General features: G+C 48.9%; 25 protein-coding genes and 1 pseudogene. 7 read left to right on the top strand and 19 right to left on the bottom strand.

What is annotated here, in order from left to right:
• Positions 1-13: 13 nt before the first annotated feature.
• A complete protein-coding gene (locus K6T23_RS01245) occupies positions 14-1711 on the bottom strand; it encodes a methyl-accepting chemotaxis protein (protein WP_079513786.1) in 1698 nt (565 codons plus the stop codon).
• Complete coding sequence (locus K6T23_RS01240; protein ID WP_238283421.1) at positions 1708-2799, bottom strand: ATP-grasp domain-containing protein; 1092 nt, start codon at positions 2797-2799, stop codon at positions 1708-1710. The genes K6T23_RS01245 and K6T23_RS01240 overlap by 4 nt, the downstream gene beginning before the upstream one ends.
• 275 nt (positions 2800-3074) lie before the next feature.
• On the opposite strand from K6T23_RS01240, the gene K6T23_RS01235 reads away from it, so the two are divergent.
• Together K6T23_RS01235 and K6T23_RS01230 are read left to right on the top strand one after the other, a co-directional pair.
• Positions 3075-3632, top strand: a complete 558-nt coding sequence (locus K6T23_RS01235; RefSeq protein ID WP_079513782.1) for a hypothetical protein — start codon at positions 3075-3077, stop codon at positions 3630-3632.
• The gene (locus tag K6T23_RS01230; protein ID WP_148986015.1) at positions 3629-4084 is read left to right on the top strand and encodes a GNAT family N-acetyltransferase; all 456 of its coding nucleotides are present in this window, start codon (positions 3629-3631) and stop codon (positions 4082-4084) included. The genes K6T23_RS01235 and K6T23_RS01230 overlap by 4 nt, the downstream gene beginning before the upstream one ends.
• Positions 4085-4137: 53 nt before the next feature.
• Here the strand turns inward: K6T23_RS01230 and K6T23_RS01225 are convergent, their stop codons facing one another.
• From K6T23_RS01225 to proV, 3 genes are read right to left on the bottom strand one after another with little or no spacing between them, the layout of a single operon-like run.
• Positions 4138-5019 (bottom strand): glycine betaine ABC transporter substrate-binding protein, encoded by an 882-nt coding sequence (locus K6T23_RS01225; RefSeq protein WP_079513778.1) that lies wholly within the window; start codon positions 5017-5019, stop codon positions 4138-4140.
• Between the two features lie 14 nt (positions 5020-5033).
• Positions 5034-5867, bottom strand: coding sequence for an ABC transporter permease (locus tag K6T23_RS01220; protein WP_079513776.1), 834 nt, complete (start codon positions 5865-5867; stop codon positions 5034-5036).
• The gene (proV, locus tag K6T23_RS01215; protein ID WP_079513774.1) at positions 5864-7126 is read right to left on the bottom strand and encodes a glycine betaine/L-proline ABC transporter ATP-binding protein ProV; all 1263 of its coding nucleotides are present in this window, start codon (positions 7124-7126) and stop codon (positions 5864-5866) included. The genes K6T23_RS01220 and proV overlap by 4 nt, the downstream gene beginning before the upstream one ends.
• 447 nt (positions 7127-7573) lie before the next feature.
• On the opposite strand from proV, the gene K6T23_RS01210 reads away from it, so the two are divergent.
• Together K6T23_RS01210 and K6T23_RS01205 are read left to right on the top strand one after the other, a co-directional pair.
• A complete protein-coding gene (locus K6T23_RS01210; RefSeq protein ID WP_337946926.1) occupies positions 7574-7975 on the top strand; it encodes a GbsR/MarR family transcriptional regulator in 402 nt (133 codons plus the stop codon).
• A 284-nt stretch (positions 7976-8259) separates the two neighbouring features.
• Positions 8260-8739, top strand: coding sequence for a DUF4306 domain-containing protein (locus K6T23_RS01205; protein ID WP_148986014.1), 480 nt, complete (start codon positions 8260-8262; stop codon positions 8737-8739).
• 31 nt (positions 8740-8770) lie between these two features.
• Here K6T23_RS01205 and K6T23_RS01200 read toward each other — a convergent pair whose 3' ends face one another.
• The 7 genes from K6T23_RS01200 to K6T23_RS01175 form a co-directional block, all read right to left on the bottom strand.
• Positions 8771-9400 (bottom strand): LysE family translocator, encoded by a 630-nt coding sequence (locus K6T23_RS01200; RefSeq protein WP_079513768.1) that lies wholly within the window; start codon positions 9398-9400, stop codon positions 8771-8773.
• Positions 9401-9477: 77 nt separating this feature from the next.
• Positions 9478-10137 carry a VOC family protein gene (locus K6T23_RS01195; protein WP_187443162.1) on the bottom strand — a complete coding sequence of 220 codons (660 nt, stop codon included), beginning with the start codon at positions 10135-10137 and terminating at the stop codon, positions 9478-9480.
• A gap of 92 nt (positions 10138-10229) precedes the next feature.
• Positions 10230-10829 (bottom strand): hypothetical protein, encoded by a 600-nt coding sequence (locus K6T23_RS01190; protein WP_238283420.1) that lies wholly within the window; start codon positions 10827-10829, stop codon positions 10230-10232.
• 82 nt (positions 10830-10911) lie between these two features.
• Entirely contained in the window at positions 10912-11448 is a 537-nt protein-coding gene (locus K6T23_RS01185; RefSeq protein ID WP_148986011.1) for an RNA polymerase sigma factor, read from the bottom strand.
• 95 nt (positions 11449-11543) lie between these two features.
• Positions 11544-12008: a DinB family protein gene (locus K6T23_RS01180; protein WP_148986010.1), complete on the bottom strand. Its 465-nt coding sequence runs from the start codon at positions 12006-12008 to the stop codon at positions 11544-11546.
• Between the two features lie 124 nt (positions 12009-12132).
• Entirely contained in the window at positions 12133-12261 is a 129-nt protein-coding gene (locus tag K6T23_RS22125; protein ID WP_262371498.1) for a hypothetical protein, read from the bottom strand.
• A 109-nt stretch (positions 12262-12370) separates the two neighbouring features.
• Positions 12371-13573 carry an MFS transporter gene (locus tag K6T23_RS01175; protein WP_238283419.1) on the bottom strand — a complete coding sequence of 401 codons (1203 nt, stop codon included), beginning with the start codon at positions 13571-13573 and terminating at the stop codon, positions 12371-12373.
• Positions 13574-13801: 228 nt separating this feature from the next.
• On the opposite strand from K6T23_RS01175, the gene K6T23_RS01170 reads away from it, so the two are divergent.
• Complete coding sequence (locus K6T23_RS01170; RefSeq protein ID WP_048007311.1) at positions 13802-14161, top strand: winged helix-turn-helix transcriptional regulator; 360 nt, start codon at positions 13802-13804, stop codon at positions 14159-14161.
• 39 nt (positions 14162-14200) lie between these two features.
• Here the strand turns inward: K6T23_RS01170 and K6T23_RS01165 are convergent, their stop codons facing one another.
• The 4 genes from K6T23_RS01165 to K6T23_RS01150 all read right to left on the bottom strand — a co-directional run bounded on the left by K6T23_RS01165 (position 14201) and on the right by K6T23_RS01150 (position 19627).
• Entirely contained in the window at positions 14201-16369 is a 2169-nt protein-coding gene (locus K6T23_RS01165; protein ID WP_238283418.1) for a right-handed parallel beta-helix repeat-containing protein, read from the bottom strand.
• A gap of 159 nt (positions 16370-16528) precedes the next feature.
• Entirely contained in the window at positions 16529-17644 is a 1116-nt protein-coding gene (locus tag K6T23_RS01160) for a serine hydrolase domain-containing protein (RefSeq protein ID WP_238283417.1), read from the bottom strand.
• Between the two features lies 1 nt (position 17645).
• Complete coding sequence (locus K6T23_RS01155; RefSeq protein ID WP_079513751.1) at positions 17646-18053, bottom strand: VOC family protein; 408 nt, start codon at positions 18051-18053, stop codon at positions 17646-17648.
• Positions 18050-19627, bottom strand: coding sequence for a hypothetical protein (locus K6T23_RS01150; protein WP_238283416.1), 1578 nt, complete (start codon positions 19625-19627; stop codon positions 18050-18052). The genes K6T23_RS01155 and K6T23_RS01150 overlap by 4 nt, the downstream gene beginning before the upstream one ends.
• A gap of 177 nt (positions 19628-19804) precedes the next feature.
• Here K6T23_RS01150 and K6T23_RS22235 point away from each other — a divergent pair.
• Positions 19805-21253, top strand: a pseudogene (locus K6T23_RS22235) (peptidase G2 autoproteolytic cleavage domain-containing protein).
• Between the two features lie 431 nt (positions 21254-21684).
• On the top strand, positions 21685-22956 hold the full coding sequence (locus K6T23_RS01140) for an MFS transporter (RefSeq protein WP_187443160.1): 1272 nt from the start codon (positions 21685-21687) through the stop codon (positions 22954-22956).
• Between the two features lie 58 nt (positions 22957-23014).
• Here K6T23_RS01140 and K6T23_RS01135 read toward each other — a convergent pair whose 3' ends face one another.
• From K6T23_RS01135 to K6T23_RS01125, 3 genes are read right to left on the bottom strand one after another with little or no spacing between them, the layout of a single operon-like run.
• The gene (locus tag K6T23_RS01135; protein WP_238283415.1) at positions 23015-24400 is read right to left on the bottom strand and encodes a HAMP domain-containing sensor histidine kinase; all 1386 of its coding nucleotides are present in this window, start codon (positions 24398-24400) and stop codon (positions 23015-23017) included.
• Positions 24390-25079 (bottom strand): response regulator transcription factor, encoded by a 690-nt coding sequence (locus K6T23_RS01130; RefSeq protein ID WP_238283414.1) that lies wholly within the window; start codon positions 25077-25079, stop codon positions 24390-24392. Before K6T23_RS01130 ends, K6T23_RS01135 begins: the two co-directional genes overlap by 11 nt.
• Positions 25080-25097: 18 nt before the next feature.
• Complete coding sequence (locus tag K6T23_RS01125) at positions 25098-26330, bottom strand: FG-GAP repeat domain-containing protein (protein ID WP_238283413.1); 1233 nt, start codon at positions 26328-26330, stop codon at positions 25098-25100.
• Between the last annotated feature and the right edge of the window lie 56 nt (positions 26331-26386).

Here is a 26386-nt window from a genome sequence, read left to right as displayed (position 1 = left end):
TTTTATTGTTTTCCTAAACTTTGAACCTTTGAACTTCTTCCTTCAATGAGTCGGCCATGGCCTTCAGCTCACTGTTTTTCGTTTGAAGGGTTCGGACCGTGGTATTTTGCTGTTCGGAAGATGAGGCGATTTCCTGAAGCGTCGCCACCCCTTCCTCTGAGATTGCCGCGATTTCATGGATGGATTCAATGGAATCTTTTGTGTTTGATTGCACCGTATCCATGCTCGAAACCATTTTCTTCACTTCATCGGATAGGCCTTGGACACCGTGGAAGATGGTTTCAAACAGCTCTCCGCTTGTGGCCACAAGGTTTACTCCATCTTCAATATCGGAATTGACTTCTTTGTTGGCATCCATCATTTCAGCAGTCTGCTGGTTGATCTCTTGGATGGCCTGATTGATCGTTTTCACATTGGAATCAGTCAGACGTGCCAGATTCTGAACCTCTTCTGCCACGACAGCAAACCCTTTTCCGGCTTCTCCTGCCCTGGCTGCTTCGATGGAAGCATTCAGGGAGAGGAGATTGGTTTGATCTGAAATGTCCTTGATCAGGTCAATATCCCGGTTGATGGCGACGATTTTGTTTTCCAGTGTCATCAATCGTTCATGGCTGACCTGGCTGTTCTTCTGGATCCGGGTGATTTGATCGGTGATTCTCACAATCTGATCGGACCCTTCTTTGGCCCGTTGGCTCGTGCTCTGTGTGAACTGGTCGATGCGTCCGGTCTGTTCTGTCAGAGCCTTCACTTCATCGGACATGGAGGTGGTACCGGTTGAGATCCGCTCGATATGCTGTGAGCGGCTCTCGCTTGCCCGCGCTTCCTCCATCGTTCCCGTTGCAATTTGTTCCGATGCCTCGGTCATCTCGCTAAAGCCGGTCACGAGATCAACGCTAGTGGCATCAATTGCGTCGGCATTCGTCTTGACGCTTTCGATCATCCGGATAAGATTCCCGCGCATATGCTCGAACTTAAGGGAAAGGGTCCCGATCTCATCTTTTCTCGTCGTGGTGATTTCTTCTGTCAGATCTCCACTGGCCATTTTATCCATGGAGTGGACGAGCTTCTGGATGTGCTTATTCATGTTACGCCCGAATAGGTATGCAATGACACCGCCGATGAGGATGGCCATGACCACGAATCCGATAAGGAAGAGATTGATCGTATTGACGAGGTCGTCAATGAACTTCGTGCTCATATCGACACCGATGATGGCATCCGATCCATCGATTGGAACGAAGTAGGATTTATGACTTCCCCATTTATCCGTATAGATGGATGTCAGGACGGACTTCTTCTCTTCAAACGCACGTGCCTGATCATCCGTGAACGGAGATTCCACCATGGCATCGGATGACCCATTCAACCCGACGATATAGTCTTTCCCGTTCTGCCGGGTCAACACATACACGTACTCGAGGCCTTCCTTCCCCTTGGCGTACTCATCAAGGAATGTCGTGAGCTGAGATTCACCGCCCTCGCCTGCTATTACCTGATTCACGACGTTTTCATCGGTGAACGTAGATAAATTCTCGCCATTCATCTCAAGGATCTGATCGAATTCCGGAAGTACATGCTCATCGATAATGTATCCAGTGATGGATTTGACGAAAATGAACAGCGCCAGTCCGATGATCGCAAATGGAATCATGAAGTTCAGGAACATCTGACCTTGCAGGGATTTCTTAGGATTCAGATTGAATGATTTCATGATGGTACCCCCACTTTCTTCTCGGTGATATACGGGTTCAACTCTATGTGCAGAAGATCGTGCACCTCTTCCATCGATGACGTCCTGAAAAAGACCACTGACAGCATCTGGTCATCAGATGACTCGACATTCCGGTACTCGAGGATGTCCGTGAATCGTTCTTTCAATGCTTCATGATCAAAGCTGTGCAAGTCCTGTTTCACTATGTCTACAGGAAGTTCGATGCAACAGAACCCATAGACACGATCGTCGGTGCGCGTTAAGATTTCCGACCAGTCCGGACGCTGGTTGAGCATATACGCCTCTGCACCATTGATGCCGTATGCATAGGTACTGATATCGGTCGTACCGGCTCCAGCAAAGCGGAGCGGGTTCAACTCGATTGCCATCATACCGGCTTCACTGCGGCGCAGCTCCAAGTGGAAGGGGTAGTGACTGACTTTAAGCATCCCGCTAAGTTTATGAAGGAATTCCTCCACTTCATGGAATACCTCTGCCACGATGGACGTGGACGTATAATACATACGATCGGATGTATCGGTTGAAGAGGCAAACATCCTCTTCAAGATATTCAGGATCACCGGCTTGCCTTCATGATCGAAGTAGCAGTCAACTGCATACTCCTCCCCATCAATCCACTTCTCGATGATGATCTCATCCTGATCGACGACTGACTCGCTGTAGACTCCCTTGGACAGAGTCAGCTCGCCATAAAGCTCAGCAACGGACCGATCCCATTCGGAACGATCTTGAACCAGCTTCACCCCGACACTTGAATAGCCTTTATTCGGCTTGATGACGAGGGGGAATGGCAGGATCTCTTTTGGCATGGAGCGTAGTTCTTGCAGGGATACCAGTTGGAAATAGTAGTCCGGGAATAGATCGGATAGCATCGCTCTGAACGTTGCCTTCTGTTTGACCATCTGGGAGATCCGGGTGAAGGGATGCTGTGGCGCCCATTCATTCAGACGCTGAAGGCATGCCTCGGAATTCGTCAGTACTCTTGAATGCTCGTCCAGTACCAATGGCCCTTCGTACTCTTCATCAATAACGGGTATATGAAGGCGCTGGGCCGTTTCCATTAACATGTGGGATACATTTTCTTTTTTTATAATAAACAAATTTACACCTCCGTGGATTCTACCCTATATCTATCGGGAGTTCCCTAAGGAGTTTGAATGATAAAAAACAGTTGGTGATAGGTATTAAGAACTATTTAAGCAGACAAAACTAATTCTTTTGGATTATGAATTACATTATATTCAATTAAAGTTTTACATTGGAAACACTCGCTTGTTCATACGTGCCCGATCATGGATAATAGTCTTAAACTATGAAGTCTGAACAGGGGAGAACGTTTCACATGAAACAATCTGTACAAAATCATTTTCAGAATCTTACATGTCCATCCAAACAGGTCCAATATGAAGCTTATCAATCGATAATGGACATCTTAAAAAAACCTGTCGATTGGGCTTATGAAGTATGGGATGAGCTTGTGAATGAACTTTCAAGTCCCGACCCTCATGCACGTTCGAGGGCAGCACAATTTTTATCGAGACTTTCCATAAGCGATCCCGAGAAAAGAATCATCCGTGATTTCTCCAGTATATGGGCGGTCACCTACGATGAAAAATTCGTCACTGCACGTCACGCTCTTCAAGAAATCTGGCGGATTGGTTTGGCAGGAAATAAGCAGTTTGAATTGGTTTGGTCTCATATGGAGGAACGCTTTAAAAATTGTGAAGGCGAGAAAAACTTCACCCTGGTCAGAGCAGACCTCATCCAAAGTATCAAAAGTCTTTCCTTCTATCGTAACGATGATACACGTTCTCTTATGGTAGAAGAATGGATTGAATCAATTCCAGATGAAAAGTATAGGAAGAAATACTGGAGCATTTGGAGGAGGAAGATGACATGAAGATCATAGTAGACGATGTATCGGGAGCGGCCATGCAGCACTTGATCACAAGCCATCTTGTGAGCATGAATGAAACGTCCCCTCCGGAAAGCGTCCATGCTTTGGGGATCGATAAGCTCAGGGGAGAGGGTGTTACCGTTTGGAGTGCCTGGATCGAGGACTCCCTTGCCGGGTGTGGGGCGTTGAAAGAACTCGATCCCACCCATGGTGAGATCAAATCCATGAAGACCGACCCAGGCCACCTCCGGAAAGGAGTGGCCGGCGCCCTTCTCTCCCACATCATACAGGAAGCAAAGAATCGGGGGTATCACCGGCTCAGTCTTGAGACAGGTTCCACGGATGCCTTCCGTCCTGCGCAGCTCCTGTACGAGCGTGCAGGCTTTCATTACTGTCCCCCATTCGGATCGTATACCGACGATCCCAACAGCCGGTTCATGACGCTGGAATTATAAGAAAAAAAGAGGATGCCTCCGTTATCAGGAGGCATCTTCTTTCGTTTCGTTCATTATTTAAGATCTTCAATTGAGTCGGCTTCTACATAAGAAGGAACGACAAGACCTGTTTTTGCACCTTCAAGGTTTGGTCCAAGACGGTCCATCTTGTCACCATATTTATCAAGGTAGTCTTTATGAGTCAGTGGCAACCATCCGGAAACCGTTGCATCTGCATTACCTTCAGCTACAGCTGTGAACATTGGACCTGCATCCAGCTGAACAAGCTTCACTTTGTATCCAATGCTTTCAAGTGTTTTTGCCACAACATTGGTGCTGGCGATTTCAGAATCCCATGCCACATAAGAAAGGGTGATTTCTTCGCCGCTTACTTTGTCAGCACCTTTTGTCCATTCATCGACTTTATCCTTATTGTCTTTTACCCATTTATCAGCAGCTTCGGCAGGATCGGTACCTTCTTGGATATCGACCATGACTTCACCGATGTCATCATTCGTCCAGCTGAACTGATCAAGCACGGTGTAGGCGCTTGGTTGATCTTCTTTTAGGCCTTTACGTGCAAAGGTTTCGATTTTTTCAGCGTCACCGTACACACCTTTAGGGTCTTTCAAATATTTCAGGTCATACTTGGCGAACATCCAGTGTGGAGTCCAACCAGTCACGATGATCGGATCTTCATTTTTGATGGCTTTATCAAGCTCTGCAGCCATTGCAGCTGAAGAAGACTCAACCAATTTGTAGTCTTTAAGATTATCGTACTCTTCCAGGGCTTTGTTCGTTGCCGTCATGATACCGGCTCCAGGCTCGATTCCGGTGATTTTGTAATCCACTTCATCACCGATGGTCTTGCCTTCTTTTGAATCATTTCCACAAGCGGCCAATCCTACAGATAGAGCGAGGATGGAAGCCAAACCAGCAATACGTAGTTTTTTCATTGTGTTTCCCCCTTTTAGTTTTTAGATGAACCTATATTTTGAGAAATCCGATCGAGTACGATCGCCAGGATGACGATGGCCAGACCAGCTTCAAAACCAACACCGACTTTCAATTGGGTAACGGCACGATATACATCTGCGCCTAGTCCAGGTGCCCCTACAAGTGAAGCGATGACGACCATGGAAAGGGCAAGCATGATGCTTTGGTTGATACCGGCCATGATGGTGCTTGTAGCCAGCGGCAGCTGTACTTTGAACAGCTTCTGACCAGGTGTCGAACCGAAGGCGTTCGATGCTTCCACAAGATCTTCCGGTACCTGACGGATCCCGAGGTTGGTCAGACGGATCGTCGGAGGCATGGAGAAGATGACGGATGCAATGATACCCGGTACCACTCCGATCCCGAAGAAGATGATCGCAGGAATCAGGTAGACGAAGGCAGGCATCGTCTGCATAAAGTCAAGGATCGGCGTGATGATTTTCATCGCACGGTCACTTTGTGAGATCCAGATTCCGATTGGTATACCTATTATGATAGATATGATAACGGATGCTAAGACGAGGGCTAGCGTATCGATCGTTCCATCCCAGTAACCAAGATTGTCAATGAGCAACAGGCCGACTGCCGTAAATAAGGCGATGGTCCAGCGGCTCACCCACCAGGCGATGGCAACAAATATCAAAATCAACAGAAGCGTAGGAATGGATTCAAGAACCATGACGAAGAAATCAACAACAGATCCGATGGCATCAGTCAGGAAGTCAAAGAACGGTCCGAAGATGTCTTTGATCCAGTTGACGAAGCTATCCACCCAGCTTGCTAACGGAAGTTTCGGTAGGAATGTCATATGTTATTCACCTCAATTCCCTCAGCATCTACATTCGCATCTGAGTTTACAGGTGATTCTGTCGGGATGTTCATATCTGATTCAAGCCCTGCAAGTGCGCCTAATACAGCACCCCTTACGATGACTCCACGCAATCTGCCTTCTTCCGTCACGACTGGAAGTGGAAGGCTTGCCGTTGCGACTTGTTCGAACATATCTACAAGCAATGTCTCAGGTTTGAGCGACTCAATATCCGTAATGAGGATATCCTGAAGCGTCTGCTGATTCTTCACCGCTGCCGAAGCCGCTTCGATGGTGACGGCACCAAGAAGTTTCTGCTTGCTGTCCACGACGAACAAGTGGGAGATCCCCTCGTCTTTCATGACTTTAACGGCTACACGCGGACCACGGTCGATGCGCACCATTTCAGGGCGCTTCATGACATGCTCAGCAGTGAGCACTTTGGACAAGTCGACGTCCTCAACGAAACGCTCTACGTAATCGTTGGCAGGATTGGTCATGATCTCTTCCGGTGTACCCACCTGTACGATATTCCCATCCTTCATAAGGGCGATGCGATCACCGATGCGAAGGGCTTCATCAAGGTCATGGGTGATGAAGACGATGGTCTTCTCCATTTTCTCCTGAAGCTCGAGAAGTTCATTCTGCATGTCTTTACGGATCAACGGATCCAATGCGCTGAATGCTTCATCCATAAGAAGGATATCAGGGTCGTTTGCAAGGGCACGCGCCAGACCGACACGCTGCTGCATACCGCCGCTGAGTTCGCTCGGGTAGCTGTTTTCGTATCCTTTGAGCCCAACTAGCTCAAGGGATTCGATTGCCTTTTGCTTACGTTTGGATTTTTCTATACCTTGGACCTCAAGTCCATATTCAGTATTATCGAGAACAGTTCGGTGAGGGAATAGTGCGAAGCGTTGGAACACCATGCTCAGTTTCTTCCTTCTAACTTCCCTAAGCTCGTTGGGTTTGAGCTTAACGATGTTCTTGCCATCAATGAGGACTTCTCCATCGGTCGGGTCAATCAGGCGATTGAGCATCCTTACCAATGTTGATTTACCACTTCCTGAAAGCCCCATGATTACGAAGATTTCACCTGCGTATACATCGAAGCTTGCTTTGTTGACTCCGACGGTCATGCCGGTCTTTTCAAGTATTTCCCGTTTGGTCTTGCCCTCGTTCAGGAGTTTGACTCCCTGTTGGGGCGATTTACCAAAGACTTTGGTAACGTTTTGAACGCTAATTTTCTTCTCAGCCATAAATCCACCTCTAACTTTGTTTAAAAACGTCAAATTTTGTCGAATCCGAGCGATTTTTCTAGCATACCTTAAAAGTATAAAGGACTTTTGTCGCAGGTAACAAATGGGATAAACCTTCATATTCAACGTATATAGTCCGTACAGTTAAAACTGTACGTTCGAAATCATCTTATTCTTAGATTTCTTTGGATATCCTCCCATATCCTCTCTTTATGTTCCCTTTACTTTGAAGAATCCAAACCTTAAAATAAATCAAGATGAATAGTAAGGGGTGTATTCCATCCCTTATTATTGTGATTAGAATGGTGGTGTATTATGCATAATGAAGGTTTAGTCGCCCAGGCACGGGAGAGAGTCATTGAATCTGTGGCGCGAAACATGCATTTATACGGGGTTTCCCCTTCCATAGGACGAATTTACGGGACCCTCTATTTTGAAAATAGACCAATGACCCTGGATGAGCTGAAGGAAGAGCTGGAAATGAGTAAAACCAGCATGTCCACCGGTGTCCGGACGTTGTTGGAATTGAATATGGTTGAAAAGGTATGGCGAAAGGGAGAGAGGAAGGACTTGTACCAGGTGAAGAATGACTGGTATCAAAACTTCATCGATCGCTTCACCACTCAATGGAGGAAGGGAACCCAGATGAATCTCGACGCCTCCATCAAATCCATGCGGGATCTGGAAACAGCCATAGCAGACACAGATGACCAAGAAACCGCTCAGAGGGCACAGGATCACCTCGAGAGGATCACCTACGCCATTGAATACTACAATTGGCTGAATCAGGTTATCGACCTTTTTGAATCAAGGAAAATTTTCGACCTCACCCAACATAAAGAAGAATGAAAGCCGGTTTCGATGGAAACCGGCTTTTGTTGTGTCTTTTTCCATTTATGGAGATGTTAACAAAATGTAACTTCAATCCAGTTGGGTGGAGATGGTATAATATGGGCAAATCAGGATACATCATCCGAGTGATTCCTGTGGGGGTTTTTTTACATTGAAGGGACAAGCGTTGATGGTGGGCACATCAAGTGTCTAAAGTTGAATGGTCCCAGCTTACGGGCAGGCAGGAGCCTCTCGAAGCGACACCTCATGTCTGATGAAGCATTGAAAAAGGTGTGATTGAATTGAATAAAAGGAATGTGAAGACCTTGATATTCCTGGTCTCCCTTACAATCCTTCCATTCGCGTTCTACTTTTCCATGTATGAAGGAAGTGCGCTGCTTGAGGATCAGTTCGAGTGGAAGAATTCGGCGAAGGTGTCGGCGAGTGCAGGGGAAGTGACAAAATCAGGGGATATCAATCAGATGGACTTCTTCATCTATGCAGCGAAATTCCGCCCGTTTTTCCCGATCGTGACGACGATCTGCGCAGCCGTCATTGCATTATGGGTCATCGACCGCTTCTTGAAGGCCCGTGCCCACATGATCGGTAACGGGATTGTAGGCCTTGCCTCCATCATCGGCGGCCTCTACTTGATCAGCGGCGTCACAGAAGGAAGCAATTATTTCAGTGTTGTGCTTCTTATACTCGGTGTAGCTGCCCTGCTTCTTGCTTTCAGGAGCTTCAGGTTGGGACACTCCCGCTCGATTTTGAACCATTCATAAGAAAACCGGCCATTGACGGCCGGTTTTTCATTTACAGATAGTCTTTGATGTCGTGTACAAATTCGTATAAGAAATAACATCCGAAGCCGAATAGCAGGATCCCAGCTGCGATCGACGTCCATTTGATCATGGCTCGATTCATGGCCCTGCGGGTGGCGGCCACGATCGAGAGCAGTCCCAGGTCATGGATCAAAATTCCCGTAAGAACCCCCGCTGCTGCTAAGACAAATCCGATCTTCGAGCCTGAATAGGAATCGGCCAGGACCGTGCCGAACACAGAGACCCAGAAAACGAGATTACCAGGCGAAACAGCAACGAGCACTCCGTTCCGGTAGGTCTTCCATAAAGAGGATTGAGGGCGATCCCCTGCCATCGTGATCCCATGATCGGCATTCTTGATTGAATCATAAGCAAGGCCAAACAGGAAGATGGCTCCTACCACCCATAGGGGCAGCTGTACATACGGAAGGGAAAGGACCTGGGCGAGTCCGAGATACATGGCAAGAACAAGGAAGAAATCGATGGTCATTCCGCCGATGCCCACTGCCCAGCCGTGGAGGAAGCCGTTTTTCAGTCCCTGCTTGGTCATTTCTACGGTTACGGCCCCCACCGGAAGGGCAATGGAAAATCCGACGAGTACAAATTTTAAATATGTATCCATTCAGTTGTGTCTACTTTCATGTAAAATGCACATTCATTCTCCGTTTTGTATAATTATACACTTAGGGGTGGTTGTCTTCAACCACTTAGATGAAACGTCATGGTGCCCCTGTCCGTCTTGACGATCGTCGGTGCGGGCAATCCTGGTTTGTCGGAGAAAATCCATCGTCTCCCAGCCCTCGCGATGATGATGAAGGCACCGTCCTCTGCCTCCCCCATGAAGTTCAGGGTTTCCCCGTTTGATAACGGCCTATCATTTCGCGCCGGGATCCCTTTCCCCGTCACTTCTTTTGAGCACTGATACACTTCTTCCGACGAAATCCCGATCTCACTGATCCCCAAAACCTCTGATGGACTGAATGATCCCGCTTCGGAATCGGGGTTCAAACCTTCTCTCGCAATGAACTCGACAATATTTCCAGCGGGGTCCAGAAAGTAGAAGGATCGGGCCTTGGATTCTTTGAAAAACACCTCGTCCTCATCATCCTCCTTTGCAAGCGTCACCCGCTCCGCCATGTACGCTTTTGCAGAATCGAACAGATTGAACGGAATATTCAACGCAAAATGGTAGTAGCAGTCCACTCCCGATTTCTTATGGAAGGTCACGGTCCCGCTGCCCACCTCCATATCCGTTGAACCCTCACCATTCTTCCTGCACGTGAACCCCATTGTATCCTGATAAAAAGCAACCGTTTCTTCATAGTTGCCGATGAAAAGTTCCAGCTGATGGATCTTCATGAACATCCCCTCCTTTTTCCTTATCATAGATGCTGGAGAGGAAGTGGCCATCAACCGATGGAATGAACTTCTTTCAGCCATAAGGCGGGGTATTATTGAATGGGCATAAATGCGACCTGCCAGATGCCATTTTCATTTCGGATAAGTTTGAAGCCCATCAGGCTATCAGGATCCTCGGAGCGATAGTACTTGATGTAACCTTCATCCTCTCCTGTCTCAACAAACTCTCCTTCTGCAAGGTGATTATAGGTCTCTTCCGTGAGTCTTCGATTACCCCTATCCTGTTTGGGAAACTGCTCATCTTCTTCCTTCGTCCACATAATATAATCCGGTCGGTCGGTAAAGAGCTCATATCGGACTTCATCCTTTTCATCAAGAATGGCCTGGACATAGATTTTAGCTATGCTCATTGGGGAGAGGCTACGGAGAATCTCCTGGTCGAGATTTTCACTGAAGCTTGCGTAGGCTTCCGACTCTTCATCTGTCAGGACAAGGGAAGGAATCTCAATGGGTGATTCTTCCAACTCTTCTCCAGCATCCTCCTTCAGGGGTACTTGATGAGTGGGTTTTCCAGCATCGTGGGGGGGCTGATTTTTCATAATGATTTCAAAGAGATAATATGACCCTGTCAGGAGAAGTACGGCTGTAAGAAGAATAGGCATGAGATGCTTCTTTCCGTTACGATTCTCCATGGTTGCTATTCTCTCCTTGATTTCTCCTTTCACCATATGCCGTGGTGTCAAACCCGGTCTGTTCTTTAGCGGGGTCAGGAATTCAGAGTCTGTGTTTTTGTGGAAAGTCATATCGTTTTTCAGCCCCTTTCCTTGATAGCTTCTTCCGCAACATTTGAATCGCACGATGATAGGTGACTTTTACCTTCATCTCATTCCACTGAAGGATCGAGGCGGACTCTTTGATGGAGTATTCCTTTAGACCCCGTAGTATCACAACATTCCGATAATCAGGCTTGAGGGTCATCAACGCTTCCTGAACTTCCTGCCATTCCTCCCGGTCATCCCACTCCTTCTCTGGAATACCATCCGTGCTCGAAATCATATTGCCAATCACCCCGGGCAAAACCGATAAAATTCTCTTTTTTCTGTAATGATCAAAACTCGTTCTCCGGGCTATGAAAAGAATCCATGTTTTCAACATTGAATCGCCACGGAAAGTTGGAAGGGATTTCATGATTCTCAGAAATGTTTCCTGAGTCAGGTCCTCTGCTTCGGATCGACTGTTGGTGAAATATAATAGATATTGATATACATCATCAAAATAACGTTCATAAACTTCTTCAAATCGCTCTTCCATACTCTCCCCCCGTTCAAACTACTCATTAGTCGGACCCATCCCCAAAAAGGTTTCAGAAAAAAACGGCCTCGTGCTAAAAAAGCACCCAAGCCGTTTCAATGTGACAAAGCCTTTTTGATATCGAGGATGGTCTGAAGGTGCATCCCTTCATGGAAAACCGTGCGAATGAGAACCTGCTCTACCGTCCTCATTCCCATTTCCGTTTCAGGAAACTCCTCTTCCATCCGATGCCCCCACCGATCCCTTATCATCCCGGGCTGCTCTTTCAGCTGGGTGAACAAAGTCTGGAGGGATGGCGTATCCTGGGTGAAATTCTGCGGAGAGGTTCCGTAGCCGAACCAGGCAGGATACGTTTCAGGCACTCCCTGCTTTTCCTTCGTCAGCGCCTCGATCCACTGATATTGATCGAGATAGATATGACCAAGGTTCCAGCGGATATTGTTACGGAAAGGCGGTGGAATCACATCTGCTTCTTCTGGAGTGACAGAGGCCGCCGCATGGAGGACTTCACTTCGATAGGTGCTCAGCTGGGTAAATAAGACTTCGTGACGATCAATCAATTCCGATTCCCTCCTCTAGAAAACATATCTCCTCTATCAGTTCGCCCTTTCCTCCAAATCCCCTCTGCTTTCCACAAAAAAACACCATCCCATGGATGATGCGAATCACCTGTGGACGGAAGCCTTATCTCTCTTCATCGTCCACGCCTTTTTGTTCACTGGGAGAAAATTTACCAATCACCAATGAAACGACGACCATCAATACCACGACAAGTCCACCAGCAGCAATGATCAACCATAGCCAACTATTCATTCGACGGTCCCTCCAGGCTTGCGTTTTATCCATTATATACCACACGATATAAAAGGGAAAGGGACGGTCCTAATGCACCATCATGGTGCATCGGGACCGTCCCCATCTGTTACTTTTCAATTTTTCGGAGCCACGCTGTGAGAGCAACGGCGCCTGCTACCATGACGGCACCGATCCACGGGGTGTGGATGAGGCCGATGCTGTCGACGATGAGTCCGCCGACGAAGGATCCGATGGCGATACCTACGTTGAAAGCGGCGATATTAAGTGCAGATGCCACGTTGACAGCAGTAGGCACATATTTCTCTGCCAGGTTGACGACGAGAACCTGAAGGCCCGGTACGTTCATGAAGGCGAACAATCCCATGAGGAAGATCGCAATCAGGCCTGCCACTTTGAATGGAGCTGCAAACGTCAAGGCGAGAAGGATGATGGCCTGAAGGGCAAACATCCAGAATAAAGCCTTGAGCGGATTTTTATCCGATGCCTTCCCACCGACAACGTTTCCTATGGCGACAGCGATCCCGTAAACAAGAAGGATGATGCTGACCCATTTAGCGCTGAATCCTGTCACATTTTCCAGTAATGGAGTCAGATAAGTGAATGCAACGAATGTTCCACCGTATCCAAGGGCCGTGATCGCAAAGGCCAGCATAAGCGTGCCATTAGTCAGGATCTTCAATTGATCGCTGAACTTGGCAGGTGGTGCTTCCTTGAGGTTTTTCGGAACAAGGATGGAGCTTGCTACGATTCCGATGACACCAAGTGCGGCAACTCCCCAGAATGTCGCTCTCCAACCGAAGGCCTGTCCGATAAAGGTTCCGAGTGGAACCCCGGTGACCGTGGCGACGGTGAGACCTGTGAACATGAAGGCAATGGCACTGGCCCGCTTATGCGCGGGAACGAGATCTGCTGCAATCGTGGACCCGATCGAGAAGAAAATCCCGTGGGAGAATGCTGTAATGAACCGTGCCACTAGCAGAAGCCCAAAGCTTGTGGACAGGGCAGCGACTGAATTCCCTACAATGAAGAGAAGCATCAGGGACATGAGCAGGCTCTTCCTGCTCATCCTGCTGGTGAGGGCCGTCAGGACGGGAGCACCGATGGCGACTCCCAAGGCATAGCCAGAAATGAGCAGACCTGCAAGAGTGATGGAAATCGACAGGTCATCAGCAATCGATGACAGCAATCCGACAGGGACGAATTCTGTTGTCCCGATTCCGAATGCACTGATGGCAAGGGCCAGTAGCGCCGGGGTGCCTCCTTTGGACTTGGAGGCATTTTGATCTATAGAAGTAGAATGAGAACTCATAATGATTTTCCTCCTTAACAATTTTGATTCACCGGTGATGTGCCGGTAATCGTTAGTTTAAGGAGTATGCAACCAAAAAGGAAGTACGCACTTTAAAGTATGGTAGACACCTGGAGGTACCTATGCGCCGCTACTTGCTTCGTGTGCCGATCGGGTATAGAATGATATTATTCTACACATCATACAGGCGTGTACATGTCAAAAAGATCCCATAAAGGAGTGACGGGAATGAAGACATTCAATATACCGGTCGAAGCAGCACTTGAAGTCATCGGAGGCAAGTGGAAGGTCGTGATCCTCTGCCACCTCATCGATCATGGCACCCTCCGCACGAGCGAACTGAAAAAGAGGATGCCGAATATCACCCAGAAGATGCTCACCCAGCAGCTTCGTGAGCTCGAATCCGACGGGGTCCTCGAGCGTATCGTATACAATCAGGTTCCACCGAAGGTCGAGTACAAGCTGACCGACTACGGAACATCCCTTGCTCCTGCCCTTCAAATGCTCTGCTCGTGGGGCGAACAGCATATCGAGAAGGCGGTATCGGAAGGGGAGGACGTCATGGTCCTTTCCGGCGCTGAAGAATAAAGTAAAAAGGACGTCCATGCCAGGCATGGACGTCTATTTTTATGGGCGCATTTTCTTCAGATAAGGCTTCGGGTCCTTTTCTTTCCCTTTGCTGTTTACCGTTCTTTCTCCATCAAAGAAGTAGTTGCTGTCATCCACGACACCTGACACAAAGTCCGCCTTCATGCGGTCGGGATCGGTTTTGATGGAGATATTTTTTGTGAAGATCCCCTGCTCTCCCGGTTTGAAATACGGGTTGATCCGGAAGATGAAGTTGTAGCGCTTATTATCGATGGCGATATTTTTGTGAACAATGATTTTACCCGGATTGAAGTTATCCGTAAAGCCATCCATGTTATTATCGAATGCCAGGTTGTTCTTAACGATATGAGCGACCGGGAGGCCTTCCCCCCCTACCTTGAATCCACTGCCCGAGGTACCCTCTTCATTGTAGCCACTACTGAGCTTCCCATTGGAATATGAAATGTTCCCGTCAAGGGTAACCGGCTTGTTGGCACCTTCATTGGTACGGTTGTAGAGATCCCAGCCGTCGTCGATATTATGGTGGGAAATATTATTCTTGAATACATTCCCTTCCCCCACACCGAGCTTGGCCGCAAAACCGTCGGCATTGATATCAGATGAATCACGATTATCATGTGATTCACTGTTCGAGATAAGATTGTGCTTCGGCCACAGTTCGGGATCCGATCCACTTCCCGAGATCTGGAATCCTGTATTCTGATTGTAGCTGAACGTCATATGATCGATCTTGTTATGACTTCCGTTCAACCTCATTCCGTTTCCGGTGGACTTCGTCAGCTCGAAGCCCGTGATCTCCCAGTAGTCGGCATTCAAATTGAGAAGATTCCCTTTCTCGTTCTTTCCGTCGAATAGAACATCGGCGCCCTTATACGGAGCCAGGGTTTTCATTTTTTTCTTTTCACCGCTGTATGTCCGGCCTATGGTCACGGGCTCTGTATATACACCTTCCAGGAGGTAGATCGTCTCTCCCGGCTGTACGTATTTGATGGCGGTATCAAGGTCCAGGGGATCGTTCTTTTTACCGGAAGCAGACGCTTTCCCTTCTGGTGAAACGAATAGGCCTTTTCCACCCTTGAACAGCTTCATCGTGACGGTCCATTCCTCGGTCAGTACCATTCCATCATTCGTCTTCCATTCGACACGGAACGATGTCTTTTCATTTTTCAGCTTTGTTTTTTCATCGAATACTTGTTGAGCTTTCACCTTTTTATTCTTCACGATCTGTTTGCCATCCTGCCAAATGGAGATGCTCCCTTGTGTGTTCGACGTCGCTTTCAACGAATACTTCTTTGATCCCGACTCTTTCGGAGAAAGGATCGTCAGGGATGGCTCCGGCTGAAGGACAGGTTCCTCCGGTGTCGGCACCGTATCCGCCTCACTCACCGACAAGCTTGCATTCTCCACGGTCATGGAGGCATTCCGTGAAGCATAGAATCCAACTTGCATGCGGTCGGGGTCCATCACCTGAACAAGGTCTGCCCCTTTTAGCTCCTGTTTGAACGTAGGAGATCCCGACAGATGGGTGAAGGTTGCAGACATGACAAAGCTTGTATCCGTCCGCTCAAGCTTCACGCGGACCGGTGTATCCATCGGTACTGCCGGCGCTCCCGGAAGGACTTTGTTCACCCACTTGCTCCCTGTACTTCCCCACGGTTCTTCTACACCCGTCCGTGAGAGGGCGCTCATCCCGTCCCTCATCAAACCGACGGCAAACATATTGGATGCAGCGGTCACTTCTTCGAACCCTTCCACCATGGGGTCCTGCCTTGCCGCTCCATTCACGTCCCTCACCATGATGCCGGCTCCCTCCTGGCCGCTCTGCTTTGCCCCTGTCTCCGGGCCAAGCTGATGGAAAGTCAAGTCGGCCTCCAAAACAAAATTATCCGTTTTCGGATTCAAGGTGGTGTAATAGAAGGTCAGCCCATCATGCCCCGGAGCCAGTTTTCCTCCCCTGCTCTCCAAATAGATTTTCCCGTCGATTGTACCCGGATGCTCAGGCTCTGCTGTATTCAGCCCGACTTTATCCGGCAGTACATTTGCAGAAAAATTCAGATCGGTCGATTGACCGAATGTGATCGACTGCCACTCCGGTACATCATTTGCCACCGCTGATATGGGTAGTGCCACCCCCATCACCAAAACGGAAACCAAGAACAACAAGATCCCTTTCCCAACCTTTTTCACTCCATCCACTCCTTTGAATGTTTTACCGCCTGCGAATAACAACGTTGTTATATTATAGTAAGCGCTTACAGGTTTAGAGTCAATAAGATGTTTGGACTGATTTTATCAGGGGTGGTTCCACTAAAAAAGCAGCGAGAAGCTGTTTCCCGCTGCACTTCCTTATTCATTCATATAAAAATCCATGATCCCTTCGCAGAGATCATAGTGGACCGTTCCCTCCGTATTCATCAGGATAACGATGCCGAGTTGAAGGGAAGGTACCATCGTCACGAGGGACCGAACACCCATCTGCCCACCTCCGTGCTCAATGATCGGCCGACCCTTATATTCGTCCGTAAACCACGCGAGACCATAGCTTCTTACTTCACTACCAAATCGCCATCCTTCACTGACAAGATGGTGGGGCTTTTGCATGATGTTGACGGAATCAGATTTTAACAACGTTGTTCCTTCGTTGAGATGCGCGGCCAGGTAGCAACCGAGCTCAATGGCAGTCGAATACAGGTAACCGATTGGGGCCGCGAGTTCGTTTTTAGGGAAAGGCGTTTCGATTCGTTCCTCTCCCATGTAGTAACGTGCACTATTCCCGGCTTCCTCTGCTCCTGTACCTGTGGTTCTTTTAAATTCTAATGGACGAAAAACATGGGATTCCAGATGAGATTCCCATTCCATCCCCGTCACCTTCTCAAAGAGATCAGCCAGGATGACATAGGCATCCGTGCAGTAAGCCCACTGTGAGCCTGGAGAGCCTATGAGTTCGACCTTTTCAAACCACCTTGTGATGTCTTCACGGGTCTCAATTGCGGAAAGCTCCTCTTCTGTCAGACCGTAATAATCCAACGCCTCCTGAAATTCCGTCGGGGTATCAGAGAAGATCTCCCTCACATTCGGTGCGACCATATTGGCGATGCCCACTTCAGGGAAACCAGCCGTATGCGACAGGATGTGACGGACGGTGATTTGATTGCTCGCCGCCTGGTCCTTTGTCCTGAAATATGGGAGATGCTTCACTACGGGATCATCAAGCTCGATGGATCCTGCTTCCACAAGCTGCATGATCGAGGTGGCCATGAAGTTCTTCGAGATGCTTTGGATGCTCATGAGTGTATCGGCATTCATTGGTTGATCACTGTCCCGATCTGCCAACCCGAAACCCTCGGCGTACACTACCCCGCTCCCCTCTATGATGGCCACACTCGCACCAACGATATCGGCTGATTCAAGCCACTTGGAAATCATCTGTGTCAGATACTCATTATCGTGTTGATTCATCATTTTACTCTCCTTTAACAGGTGCCACAAGCTCCACCTTGATCCGGTCTGGGTCCTCGAAGAATACAGCATAGTACCCCTCTCCTCCCGCATATGGGTGCCGATCGCGGTACAGGATGGGTACTCCTTTCTCTTCAAGTTTTGCTGTCACATCATCCACATGCTTCCTCGACTTTCCGTGGAAGGCCAAGTGGTTCAGTCCGGTGCGTGACCGATGATACGGGGCGTCCAGGAAGCGCTCCTCCGTCTGGACGAATACGATGTACGTTTCACCGAGGCGATAGCTCTTACCCTTTGCCCATTCCTGATAGGGTTCATAGCCGAGTTCCCCTAAGAACCACCCCCAGAATTCTGTGGATTTCTCTAAGTCCGATACGTTCAGCTCGATGTGATGGACCAGGCCTACCATCATCCCACCTCCAAGAATTCGATGAATGGCGGTTCTTCCAGGCTTTCGGTTTGTTCATGGACAGCACCTGCAAATTTCTCGTAGTCGATATCTGATTCCGGGTAGGTCATGAACAGGTTCCCACCCTTCTCGTATACCGCCACCATCGGGATCTTTTTCAAGCCGAATAAGCCGCCCTTTTTCCATTCGATTGTCAAGGTCTGGATGTCCTTCAGAAAGATGGATCGGTCCCCTTCCTGGGAGTGGATGACGAGGGAGTTCCCTTTGATCCATACGGTTCCTTCCTTTGTCTTTGCCTCATAGTGGATTTCAGATGCTTCCTTCTCCATCCGTTCCTTCCGCTCCTCCATGAATGCCGTTTTCCAGCCTTCCACATTCCTGCTTCCGAACGGTTCCTCAAGGATGGTGGAATCATCCCATTTGAAGAGGGAATCCTCGCCTTCTTCCAGGCTGAACGCACCGACCCACGCTGGGTACACATGACCAGAGAGGTCACGGTAAGATGCTAGGTAGTACCGGACCGGTTCTTCGTAAGCGGTCACCGTATCGATCTGATCCAAAATCGTGATTTCTTCCGCGTAGAGGCTCTCTTCACGGTCGAATAACAGATAGTAAAATAAGTGAGTCCTGGCCACATCGGATTGACGGGAATCCTTCACCGGGTTGTGATGTTCGATTCGATCGATGATCAGCCTCCAGTGGAATAATTCCGCGGTCTCGATATGGGTGGCGCACCAGTGGACCTCTTCCTGAGCAACGGGGATACCCCTCTTGAGAGAAACGGTGACGGCAATCGTCTTGGCAATAGGGTCGTTCCATCCCTTTGCCTCCTCCAGATACAGCAACCATTCCTCCCCCCAGTAAACATCCATCAGCTTCAGGAAATTCTCCAGCTCCTCCCGTATATGAAGATAGGGGTCCTTCCATGAACAATGGACGTGCTTGGTTTTATAATCACGGTCATATTGAAGGTAGGCTGATTTCGCTTCTTCCCAATGACGGTGGATGAGGGGCTTGATGACTTCCGGCTTAAATTGATAGAATACTTTTTCCTCGTGAAGATTCGCCAGTATCCTGTAGAGATCTCGCCTGCAAGCTTTATCGTCCAAACGGGTATGGAAATGATTGATCAACGCTTTGGATACGACCCCGTTTTGTTCTAGGACCGCATGAGGAAACCACGCCTGATTGAGAGGGATCAGGATCTCGTACATTTCGATCAGGGCTCGCACAGCACCATCATGCTCGTGCATGCTCGTATGATAAAGGACACACTGCTTCCCCATCTCACTGAAATCGGCTATGTGATGGGTCAGATCGCGTGCCACCCTTTCCTCCATATAATCAACCACGAATTCAAGGAGGACCAAGCTCGAATCATCCCATTCTTCCCCCGTACGCTCAAAGGGACCCGCGGCGAGCTTGATCATGTCCTTCAGAAGAGAGATGTCACACTCTCCGCCTTTGTTTTCCACCGTAATCTCCTTCAGCTTCATCAATCCATCATGCCGAATATCGGGATTCACACTCTTAATCTCGGAAAGGGCATCTTTCACCTTCGATTCTAATTTTCCCATGGCTTGTTCCTCCGTCCTGTTTTATAGGTCCATTATAACGGATTTACGCTCCTTTTATTTTCTTTTTTTCATTTTTTCTCCATCTATTATTCAGTGTCCGGACACCTTTCCCTCCTCGAAAACATAGAGTAGTAGTAAATGTTTTACTAGAATACAAAGAAAAGAGTGATAGATGATATGGCTGATTCATGTAACCGCAATCCTGCAGCCCTCTGCTCGAGCGCCCAGGGCTCTAATACTGTAGCCGATGGAGTATCCTCTACGGCGCAAGGATATCAAACGAGAACCAATAATTCCTTTGCTCATTCAGAAGGAAGCAACACCGTTGCCGGAAATGGTCGTTCGGGAGGGGGAGCCGCTTCACATGCGGAAGGTCACTTGGCCGTGACGGGTGCCGATACCGCCCATGCACAAGGATATGCCACCACTGCCAGCGGGGATGCTGCCCACGCACAAGGTTACCTTACCGCGGCTATAGGAGCGTCTTCTCATGCTCAAGGAGCGAGGACCCGTGCAGAGGGAATCAGTGCCCATGCAGAAGGGGAAGGAACCATCGCCTCTGGCCGCGCTTCTCATGCTGAAGGAGGAGCATTCGACCTTGCGAGGAATCTGGCTCCGACACGGGCATCCGGAGAAAGCTCTCACGCTGAGGGGATCGGGACCATTGCCAGCGGCTTTGGTTCCCACGCACAAGGAGGGACCAATAATATTACGTTCAGTCCCGGTCCAAGGGCATTGAACAACTTTTCCCACGCCCAGGGATTATCCACCATTTCAAGTGGGATTGCTTCTCATGCTCAAGGGGCATTAACCGACGCCCGGGGAGATCTTGCCCACGCGGAGGGGTACTTGAACATCGCAAGCGGGATTGCCTCCCATGCAGAAGGGTTTTCCACCGTTGCCGATGGAGATTACTCCCATTCGGAGGGATCAAACACTAGGACATCATCCTTCGCCGGCGCCCATATCATGGGAAGGAATGGGGATGCCATTGAGGCCCATTCTTGGTTCATTGCCAATGGACCTGATGAAGTCACAAGGGGCATCGGGGCCCAGTGGCTTGCCTCGACAGGAGACATGTCGGTTCAAGGCCGGTTCATCCCGGGAGGTCAGGATTATGCGGAGCTATTCGAATCCGTAAACGGTGAGGCCATCGACGTTGGGTATTTTGTCACGTTGGTGGACGATAAAATCCGCATTGCCACGGATCAGGATGACTACATCCTCGGAGTGACAAGTGCGACACCGGGCATCATCGGAAATGGTGAGAATCTCCGCTGGAAGGATCAGTATATGAAGGATGAATGGGGCCGGGTAATAAAAGAAGAGGTCGTCATTCCGGCAACGTATGATGCAAACGGCATGCTGATCCAGCGTGAAGAAGTGAGGATATAGCCCGTGCTCAATCCCGACTGGGATACAAGTCAGGCGTACGTGCCGAGGATCAAGCGGACGGAGTGGAGTGCCGTCGGTATGATCGGCATTCTCCGGGTGAGGGATGACGGTACAAGTCGGGTGAATGGATTCTGCAGACCGAATGGAGAAGGAATGGCCACTGATTCTGAACAGGGCTACAGGGTCATCAAGCGGACCGGCCCGAATCAGATCGTCATCATCTTGAAGTAATCGGCTATCACATTATTCAGAATATGTGGACAACCTGTTGAAAACTCGAATTATTTTCAATTATTGTGGTTGAACATGTGCGAGTGGCTGTTTATAACTGCTAAGAAAAACCACTTGTCCACATTATCTGTGTATAAACTGTTAGCAACCGGTGGATAGCACGAATTATTGCTTCACTGGCTACTGATCCATCCACAACGTGTGGAGAACTAACGTTAACGAACCAAACCGCGTAACGGTTTGGTTCGTTTCTTTTCATGCATCGTTTTTGAAGAGAGATGATTTTAGGATTTCATTTATAATGATAACCGCCCCGGCTACCTTCACTGAAGTTCAACCTAAAGGATGACTATTATTCATACCTATGCTGGAGAAGGACTTTCCAGTAATTGTGCGATAATACACCTATCAAGCAAGAAAGGCGGGATTCAGTGAGGGGATATGGGACATTACTTGGAAATGCGTACTTCAGGAACTTTCTTATCGCTTCCACGGTTCTGAATATCGGCAGGAAACTGTCTTGGATTGCATTGGGGTGGTTCGTTTATCATGTAACCGGTTCAACCGTTGCCGTTGGAATGGTGATAGCGACGGCTACAGTTTCTCCATTGTTATCGAGCATCCTTGTAGGCGGAATGTTAGATCATTTCGACCGGAGGACCGTTATGATATGGGAAAATGTCGTGAGAGGCGGAGGTTTATCCCTCATTCCTCTTCTCTATTGGTTTGATGTCCTCGCCATCTGGATGATCATCGTGGTGGTTTTTGTGGATGGATGTCTCTCATCCTTCACGACCATAGGCACCGCCTCCATCCTTCCTGAATTTCTTCACAAAGAAGAGTTGGAAACAGGGAATGCGGTTTTTACGATGACCGGACAAATCGGATCTTTGATCGGACCCGCGCTGGGAGGATTCACTACCGCTCTCGTGGGGGCACCAATGACTTTGATGGTCAATGTCCTATGCTTTTTGATGGCGGCCCTATTGTATTATAGGATTCCTCCAGAGGCCTATCACAGTCGTAAAATAGCATCCGGTAAGGTGGTAAAAACCAAGTGGCGTCGCTTCCTGAGGGAAACCAAAGAAGGATTCACCTACATCTTCTCTTATAAGATCCTCATCGTCATTGCCTTAATCACGTTTTTCTTTAACTTCACCTATGCCCCTTTAGAACCGATGCTTCCTGTCTTTGTCGATGAGATCATCAAAGCAGGGCCGGGCACGTTGGGAACAATGTGGTCATGTTTTGCGGTAGGTTCCTTTGTCGGGGCGGTTCTATGGGTCAGACTGGGAAAGCGATTCCCATATTCCTATTCCCTCGGACTGGTCATCTTATTATGGGGACTCGTACCGACAAGCTTAAGTTTCTTCACACACATCATGATCATCTACTCCCTTATGTTTTTTGGCGGCATCGTTTATGCGCCTTACAATATTGTGTCACCGACCCTCCGCCAACAGCTTGTACCCAATGAAATGAGGGGCCGGGTCTTCGGGGTGTATGGATTGATTGCAGGGCTAGGATTTCCGATCGGGGTGTATGCTGGCGGCCTCCTGGCTGAACTGGTTGGTGTAACCCAGACGATTTTATTCAGTGGCGTACTCACCATGATACTCGGCCTTGTTGTAGCCGCTCATCCCATTTTACGATTCAAGGATGTCAATACCCTCGACTTGTCCCAGCCTGAAACATACAGGTAAAAGTCATTCAACGAACAAAACCCAGAACCATACAGGCTCTGGGTTTCACTATGTTTGATCATTCATTCAAGGGGAGGGTGAATCCGGCAACCGTGCCGACATTCTTCTCACTTCTTACATAAAGCTGACCTCCATGAAGTTCGATGATCTGCTTGCTGATGGCAAGACCAAGACCGACTCCCTCCGATTTTTCATTTTCTTTGTAGAAGAGGGTCAGCACCTGTTGGAGATGGTTCTTCTCGATGCCAACACCTTCATCCTCCACCTCGAACACGAGGTTGCCGTGATCACGGTGATAGCGGATTGTGATGGTCGAACCCGGGGCTGAATATTTGATCGCATTATCAAGGAGATTCAAGATGACCTGACGGATCCGGTGTTCGTCCGCCTCGAGTTTGATCGGCTCCCCATTCTCCAATACGATGTCCATTTCCTTCGCCAGCCGCTTCTTATCGAGCTGAAGGACCACTTCCTGAACCAGCCGATGAAACGGGAATGGGTGCGGTGAGATCTCAAACGTCCCCTTTGCATAGCGTGAAAAGTCCAGCAGTTCCTCCACCATGGCAATCAAGCGATCCGTTTCATTGGTGATGATATGGAGCCCGGTCTTCATCTCTTCTTCATCCTTCATATCTCCCGTCAGCAGGGTTTCTCCCCATCCTTTAATGGAGGTGAGGGGGGTCCTGAGCTCATGGGAGACCGAGGAGATGAATTCATTCTTCAGCTTCTCCGTCTTCAACAGCTCCTGCCCCATATCATTGAAGGATTGGCTCAATGTATGGAACTCATCTTTGTACGTGCCCGTCATTCTTGCCTCGAGGTCACCCTTTGCAAGCTTCTGAGAAGCGCTTGTCAGCTCCACGACGGGATCGGTGATCATGCGTGAGAAGAAGGTACTGATCACGAACACCATAAGGAGGATGCTGAGTCCGATGCCGATCAGGGTGGCGAGGATCGTCTTGAAGTTATCGTCCAGGGGTTCCAGGGATGATACGAAACGGAGGAGGGCCACCGTCTTCCCGTCAGACTCCAGAGGGACCGAGACGGCCAGCACATGCTCGTCCGTCTCGGGGTTCGTCCCCATCCACGTTCCTTCCCCTTTCCTGAAGGCATCCTGAATATCAGGGAAGTCGAGCTTTCCATGACTGATGAATCCTTCAGAGGAAGACAGCATCTTCCCGTCCGTACTGATGACCTGGGTTTCAGCCTGTGGAAGGGAAAAGTTTGTCTGGATATCCTGCACCTGATCCCTGATTGTATACGGGGAAAGCTCCATGTATCTCTTTGAGAACTGAGCGGAATTTTCAGCGTGATTCTTCAGGATCTCAGCCGTCCCACTGTAGTAATAGTGGTAGATCCCCGATATGAGGATTCCGAGGAACAGGAGGATCGACAGCGTGATGATGCTCAGGTTCTGGATCAGCAGCCGTTTTTTAATCCCCATTTTCGCCATCCTCACTCCAGCGGTATCCGAAGCCCCAGACCGTCAGGAGGAAGCAGGGATTGGACGGGTTCTCCTCGATCTTCTGGCGGATCCTGCGGATGTTCACGTCCACGATCTTCGGGTCACCCATATAGTTCACGCCCCACACCTTATCGAGAAGATCATTCCGACTCACAGCCTGGCCGTTTTTCTTGAGAATACCGGTGACCAGTTCATACTCCACGGGAGAAAGGTCGATTTCCTTCCCCTTGACGTAGAAGAGCCGCTTCTTCTCATCAAGGAACCAGTCAGGCACGGGCTTGGGGGCGGGAGCGGGCCGGAGTCTCCTGAAGAGGGACTCGATCCTCGCAATCAGTTCATTCGGGCTGAAGGGCTTTGACACATAGTCATCGGCCCCATTCATCAGCCCGTGGACTTTATCCATCTCCTGGACCTTGGCTGTCAGCATGATGATGCCGACAGCCGGATTCCACTTGCGTATCTCTCCGCACGCTTCAAACCCATCCATACCCGGGAGCATGACGTCCAAGAGAAGAATATCCGCACCGTGTGCCTTCAGGAGTTCGATTCCTTCTTCTGCACTTCCTGCCTCGAGTACCTCATAGCCATATCGTTTAAGATTGATTTTGATGAATCCTCTGATTGATTCTTCATCTTCAATGATCATGATCCGTTTCATGTACCACACCTACATTTCTTAGTTCGCTTGGAAGTTTTCCGGGTACCGCTCGGGTGAATACTTGGTCAGGTAGATGAATTGATTGCTTTCGCTCAATTCATTCCATCCTTCATCGGGGATGATCTTATCCTTCTCGACGGCATAGATATCATAGAGGACAGTGCCATCTTCCTTGGAGATGAATTTCACGTACCGGCGGTCTCCGCTCGTGTCAATTTCAACATCCGGCCACGAATCGGGGAGCTTCCATGTATATTGATAGTTCACATTCTCATATGTGCTTTCGACGAAGCGGGCTTCCCCGTCATCCATCAGCTGGTAGTACTCACTGATGAATGGCATATCCACATACGGCTTGTCTTCACTTCCTTCAACAAGCACAGGAATTTCGATGATCCCGTCATCATTCGTATCGATACTATTCGCCGCTGTTGCCCTGAAGAGATCTTCTTCCTTCAATCCCTTCGGCTTCACTTCTTTCAGCTTACCGTCTTTCACCCCGATGATGAACGAGGTGGAGGAGTGTGCCCCCACACTGGAATCCAGGACAGCTCCCTTGACGGACGGGGTGACGTAACCCGCTGCCGTATGATAATAAGGATACACGTAGGGGTCGAGTTTGAGCTCATCGACCTTCTCCATGTTGTCCTTATATGAGTAGAGGGTGACGTTATGCTCCTGATTCGGCACAAGGGTCGCGAGCATCAGTTCACCCCTCCCATCTTCGTTATAATCGTCGGCAAAAAAGGCACTGTATTGGGATTCAAACAGCTTCTCCGGCTTGTCTCCGCTCACATTGAAGACGAGGAGGGCCTTATCCGATGACTCATTGGAATAAGAAAACCCGATCAGGACCTCATCATTTCCGTCTCCATCAAGGTCGGCGAACTCCACCTTCTGAAGCTCCCTGCCAAGATCGCTGAACTGGGTTCTTTTCTTCCACTCCCCCTTGCGATTCTCAAGGATGACCCCTTCCATCTGGGCCGTCTTATCCGGCATCCGGTAAAAGACGATGAGTTCTTCCTCTCCGTCTCCGTCAAGATCCCGTTCAATGATGCGATTCGTGTCCCCATCATCAAGAGGAGAGAGCCACTCGGCCTGTGCAGGCACATACTGACTGATTGCCTGCTTCAGCTCCTGCTGCTGGACCGGGAGCTGCGGGGGCTTCATCAACGACGAATTCGATTGAAATAATGAGCATCCACTGCATATCAATAATATAAGGACCACTTGTATCGTCAGTCTCTTCATTCCATTCACTTCCTACTTATAGCTTCCATCAGTATAGTGTAAACCTTCTCGACAAA

This window comes from Rossellomorea marisflavi (assembly GCF_022170785.1).
Taxonomy (GTDB): domain Bacteria; phylum Bacillota; class Bacilli; order Bacillales; family Bacillaceae_B; genus Rossellomorea; species Rossellomorea marisflavi_B.
Note: the sequence above shows the minus strand (reverse complement) of the source record. Positions and strands in the feature narration are given on the sequence as shown.

What these genes read in the sequence shown, in the direction of transcription:
- K6T23_RS01245 (WP_079513786.1), bottom strand. Translation starts at nt 1,711, where the DNA reads ATGAAATCATTCAATCTGAATCCTAAGAAATCCCTGCAAGGTCAGATG.
- K6T23_RS01240 (WP_238283421.1), bottom strand. Translation starts at nt 2,799, where the DNA reads ATGTTAATGGAAACGGCCCAGCGCCTTCATATACCCGTTATTGATGAA.
- K6T23_RS01235 (WP_079513782.1), top strand. Translation starts at nt 3,075, where the DNA reads ATGAAACAATCTGTACAAAATCATTTTCAGAATCTTACATGTCCATCC.
- K6T23_RS01230 (WP_148986015.1), top strand. Translation starts at nt 3,629, where the DNA reads ATGAAGATCATAGTAGACGATGTATCGGGAGCGGCCATGCAGCACTTG.
- K6T23_RS01225 (WP_079513778.1), bottom strand. Translation starts at nt 5,019, where the DNA reads ATGAAAAAACTACGTATTGCTGGTTTGGCTTCCATCCTCGCTCTATCT.
- K6T23_RS01220 (WP_079513776.1), bottom strand. Translation starts at nt 5,867, where the DNA reads ATGACATTCCTACCGAAACTTCCGTTAGCAAGCTGGGTGGATAGCTTC.
- proV (WP_079513774.1), bottom strand. Translation starts at nt 7,126, where the DNA reads ATGGCTGAGAAGAAAATTAGCGTTCAAAACGTTACCAAAGTCTTTGGT.
- K6T23_RS01210 (WP_337946926.1), top strand. Translation starts at nt 7,574, where the DNA reads ATGACCCTGGATGAGCTGAAGGAAGAGCTGGAAATGAGTAAAACCAGC.
- K6T23_RS01200 (WP_079513768.1), bottom strand. Translation starts at nt 9,400, where the DNA reads ATGGATACATATTTAAAATTTGTACTCGTCGGATTTTCCATTGCCCTT.
- K6T23_RS01195 (WP_187443162.1), bottom strand. Translation starts at nt 10,137, where the DNA reads ATGAAGATCCATCAGCTGGAACTTTTCATCGGCAACTATGAAGAAACG.
- K6T23_RS01190 (WP_238283420.1), bottom strand. Translation starts at nt 10,829, where the DNA reads ATGGAGAATCGTAACGGAAAGAAGCATCTCATGCCTATTCTTCTTACA.
- K6T23_RS01185 (WP_148986011.1), bottom strand. Translation starts at nt 11,448, where the DNA reads ATGGAAGAGCGATTTGAAGAAGTTTATGAACGTTATTTTGATGATGTA.
- K6T23_RS22125 (WP_262371498.1), bottom strand. Translation starts at nt 12,261, where the DNA reads ATGAATAGTTGGCTATGGTTGATCATTGCTGCTGGTGGACTTGTCGTG.
- K6T23_RS01175 (WP_238283419.1), bottom strand. Translation starts at nt 13,573, where the DNA reads ATGAGTTCTCATTCTACTTCTATAGATCAAAATGCCTCCAAGTCCAAA.
- K6T23_RS01170 (WP_048007311.1), top strand. Translation starts at nt 13,802, where the DNA reads ATGAAGACATTCAATATACCGGTCGAAGCAGCACTTGAAGTCATCGGA.
- K6T23_RS01160 (WP_238283417.1), bottom strand. Translation starts at nt 17,644, where the DNA reads ATGATGAATCAACACGATAATGAGTATCTGACACAGATGATTTCCAAG.
- K6T23_RS01155 (WP_079513751.1), bottom strand. Translation starts at nt 18,053, where the DNA reads ATGATGGTAGGCCTGGTCCATCACATCGAGCTGAACGTATCGGACTTA.
- K6T23_RS01150 (WP_238283416.1), bottom strand. Translation starts at nt 19,627, where the DNA reads ATGGGAAAATTAGAATCGAAGGTGAAAGATGCCCTTTCCGAGATTAAG.
- K6T23_RS01135 (WP_238283415.1), bottom strand. Translation starts at nt 24,400, where the DNA reads ATGGGGATTAAAAAACGGCTGCTGATCCAGAACCTGAGCATCATCACG.
- K6T23_RS01130 (WP_238283414.1), bottom strand. Translation starts at nt 25,079, where the DNA reads ATGAAACGGATCATGATCATTGAAGATGAAGAATCAATCAGAGGATTC.
- K6T23_RS01125 (WP_238283413.1), bottom strand. Translation starts at nt 26,330, where the DNA reads ATGAAGAGACTGACGATACAAGTGGTCCTTATATTATTGATATGCAGT.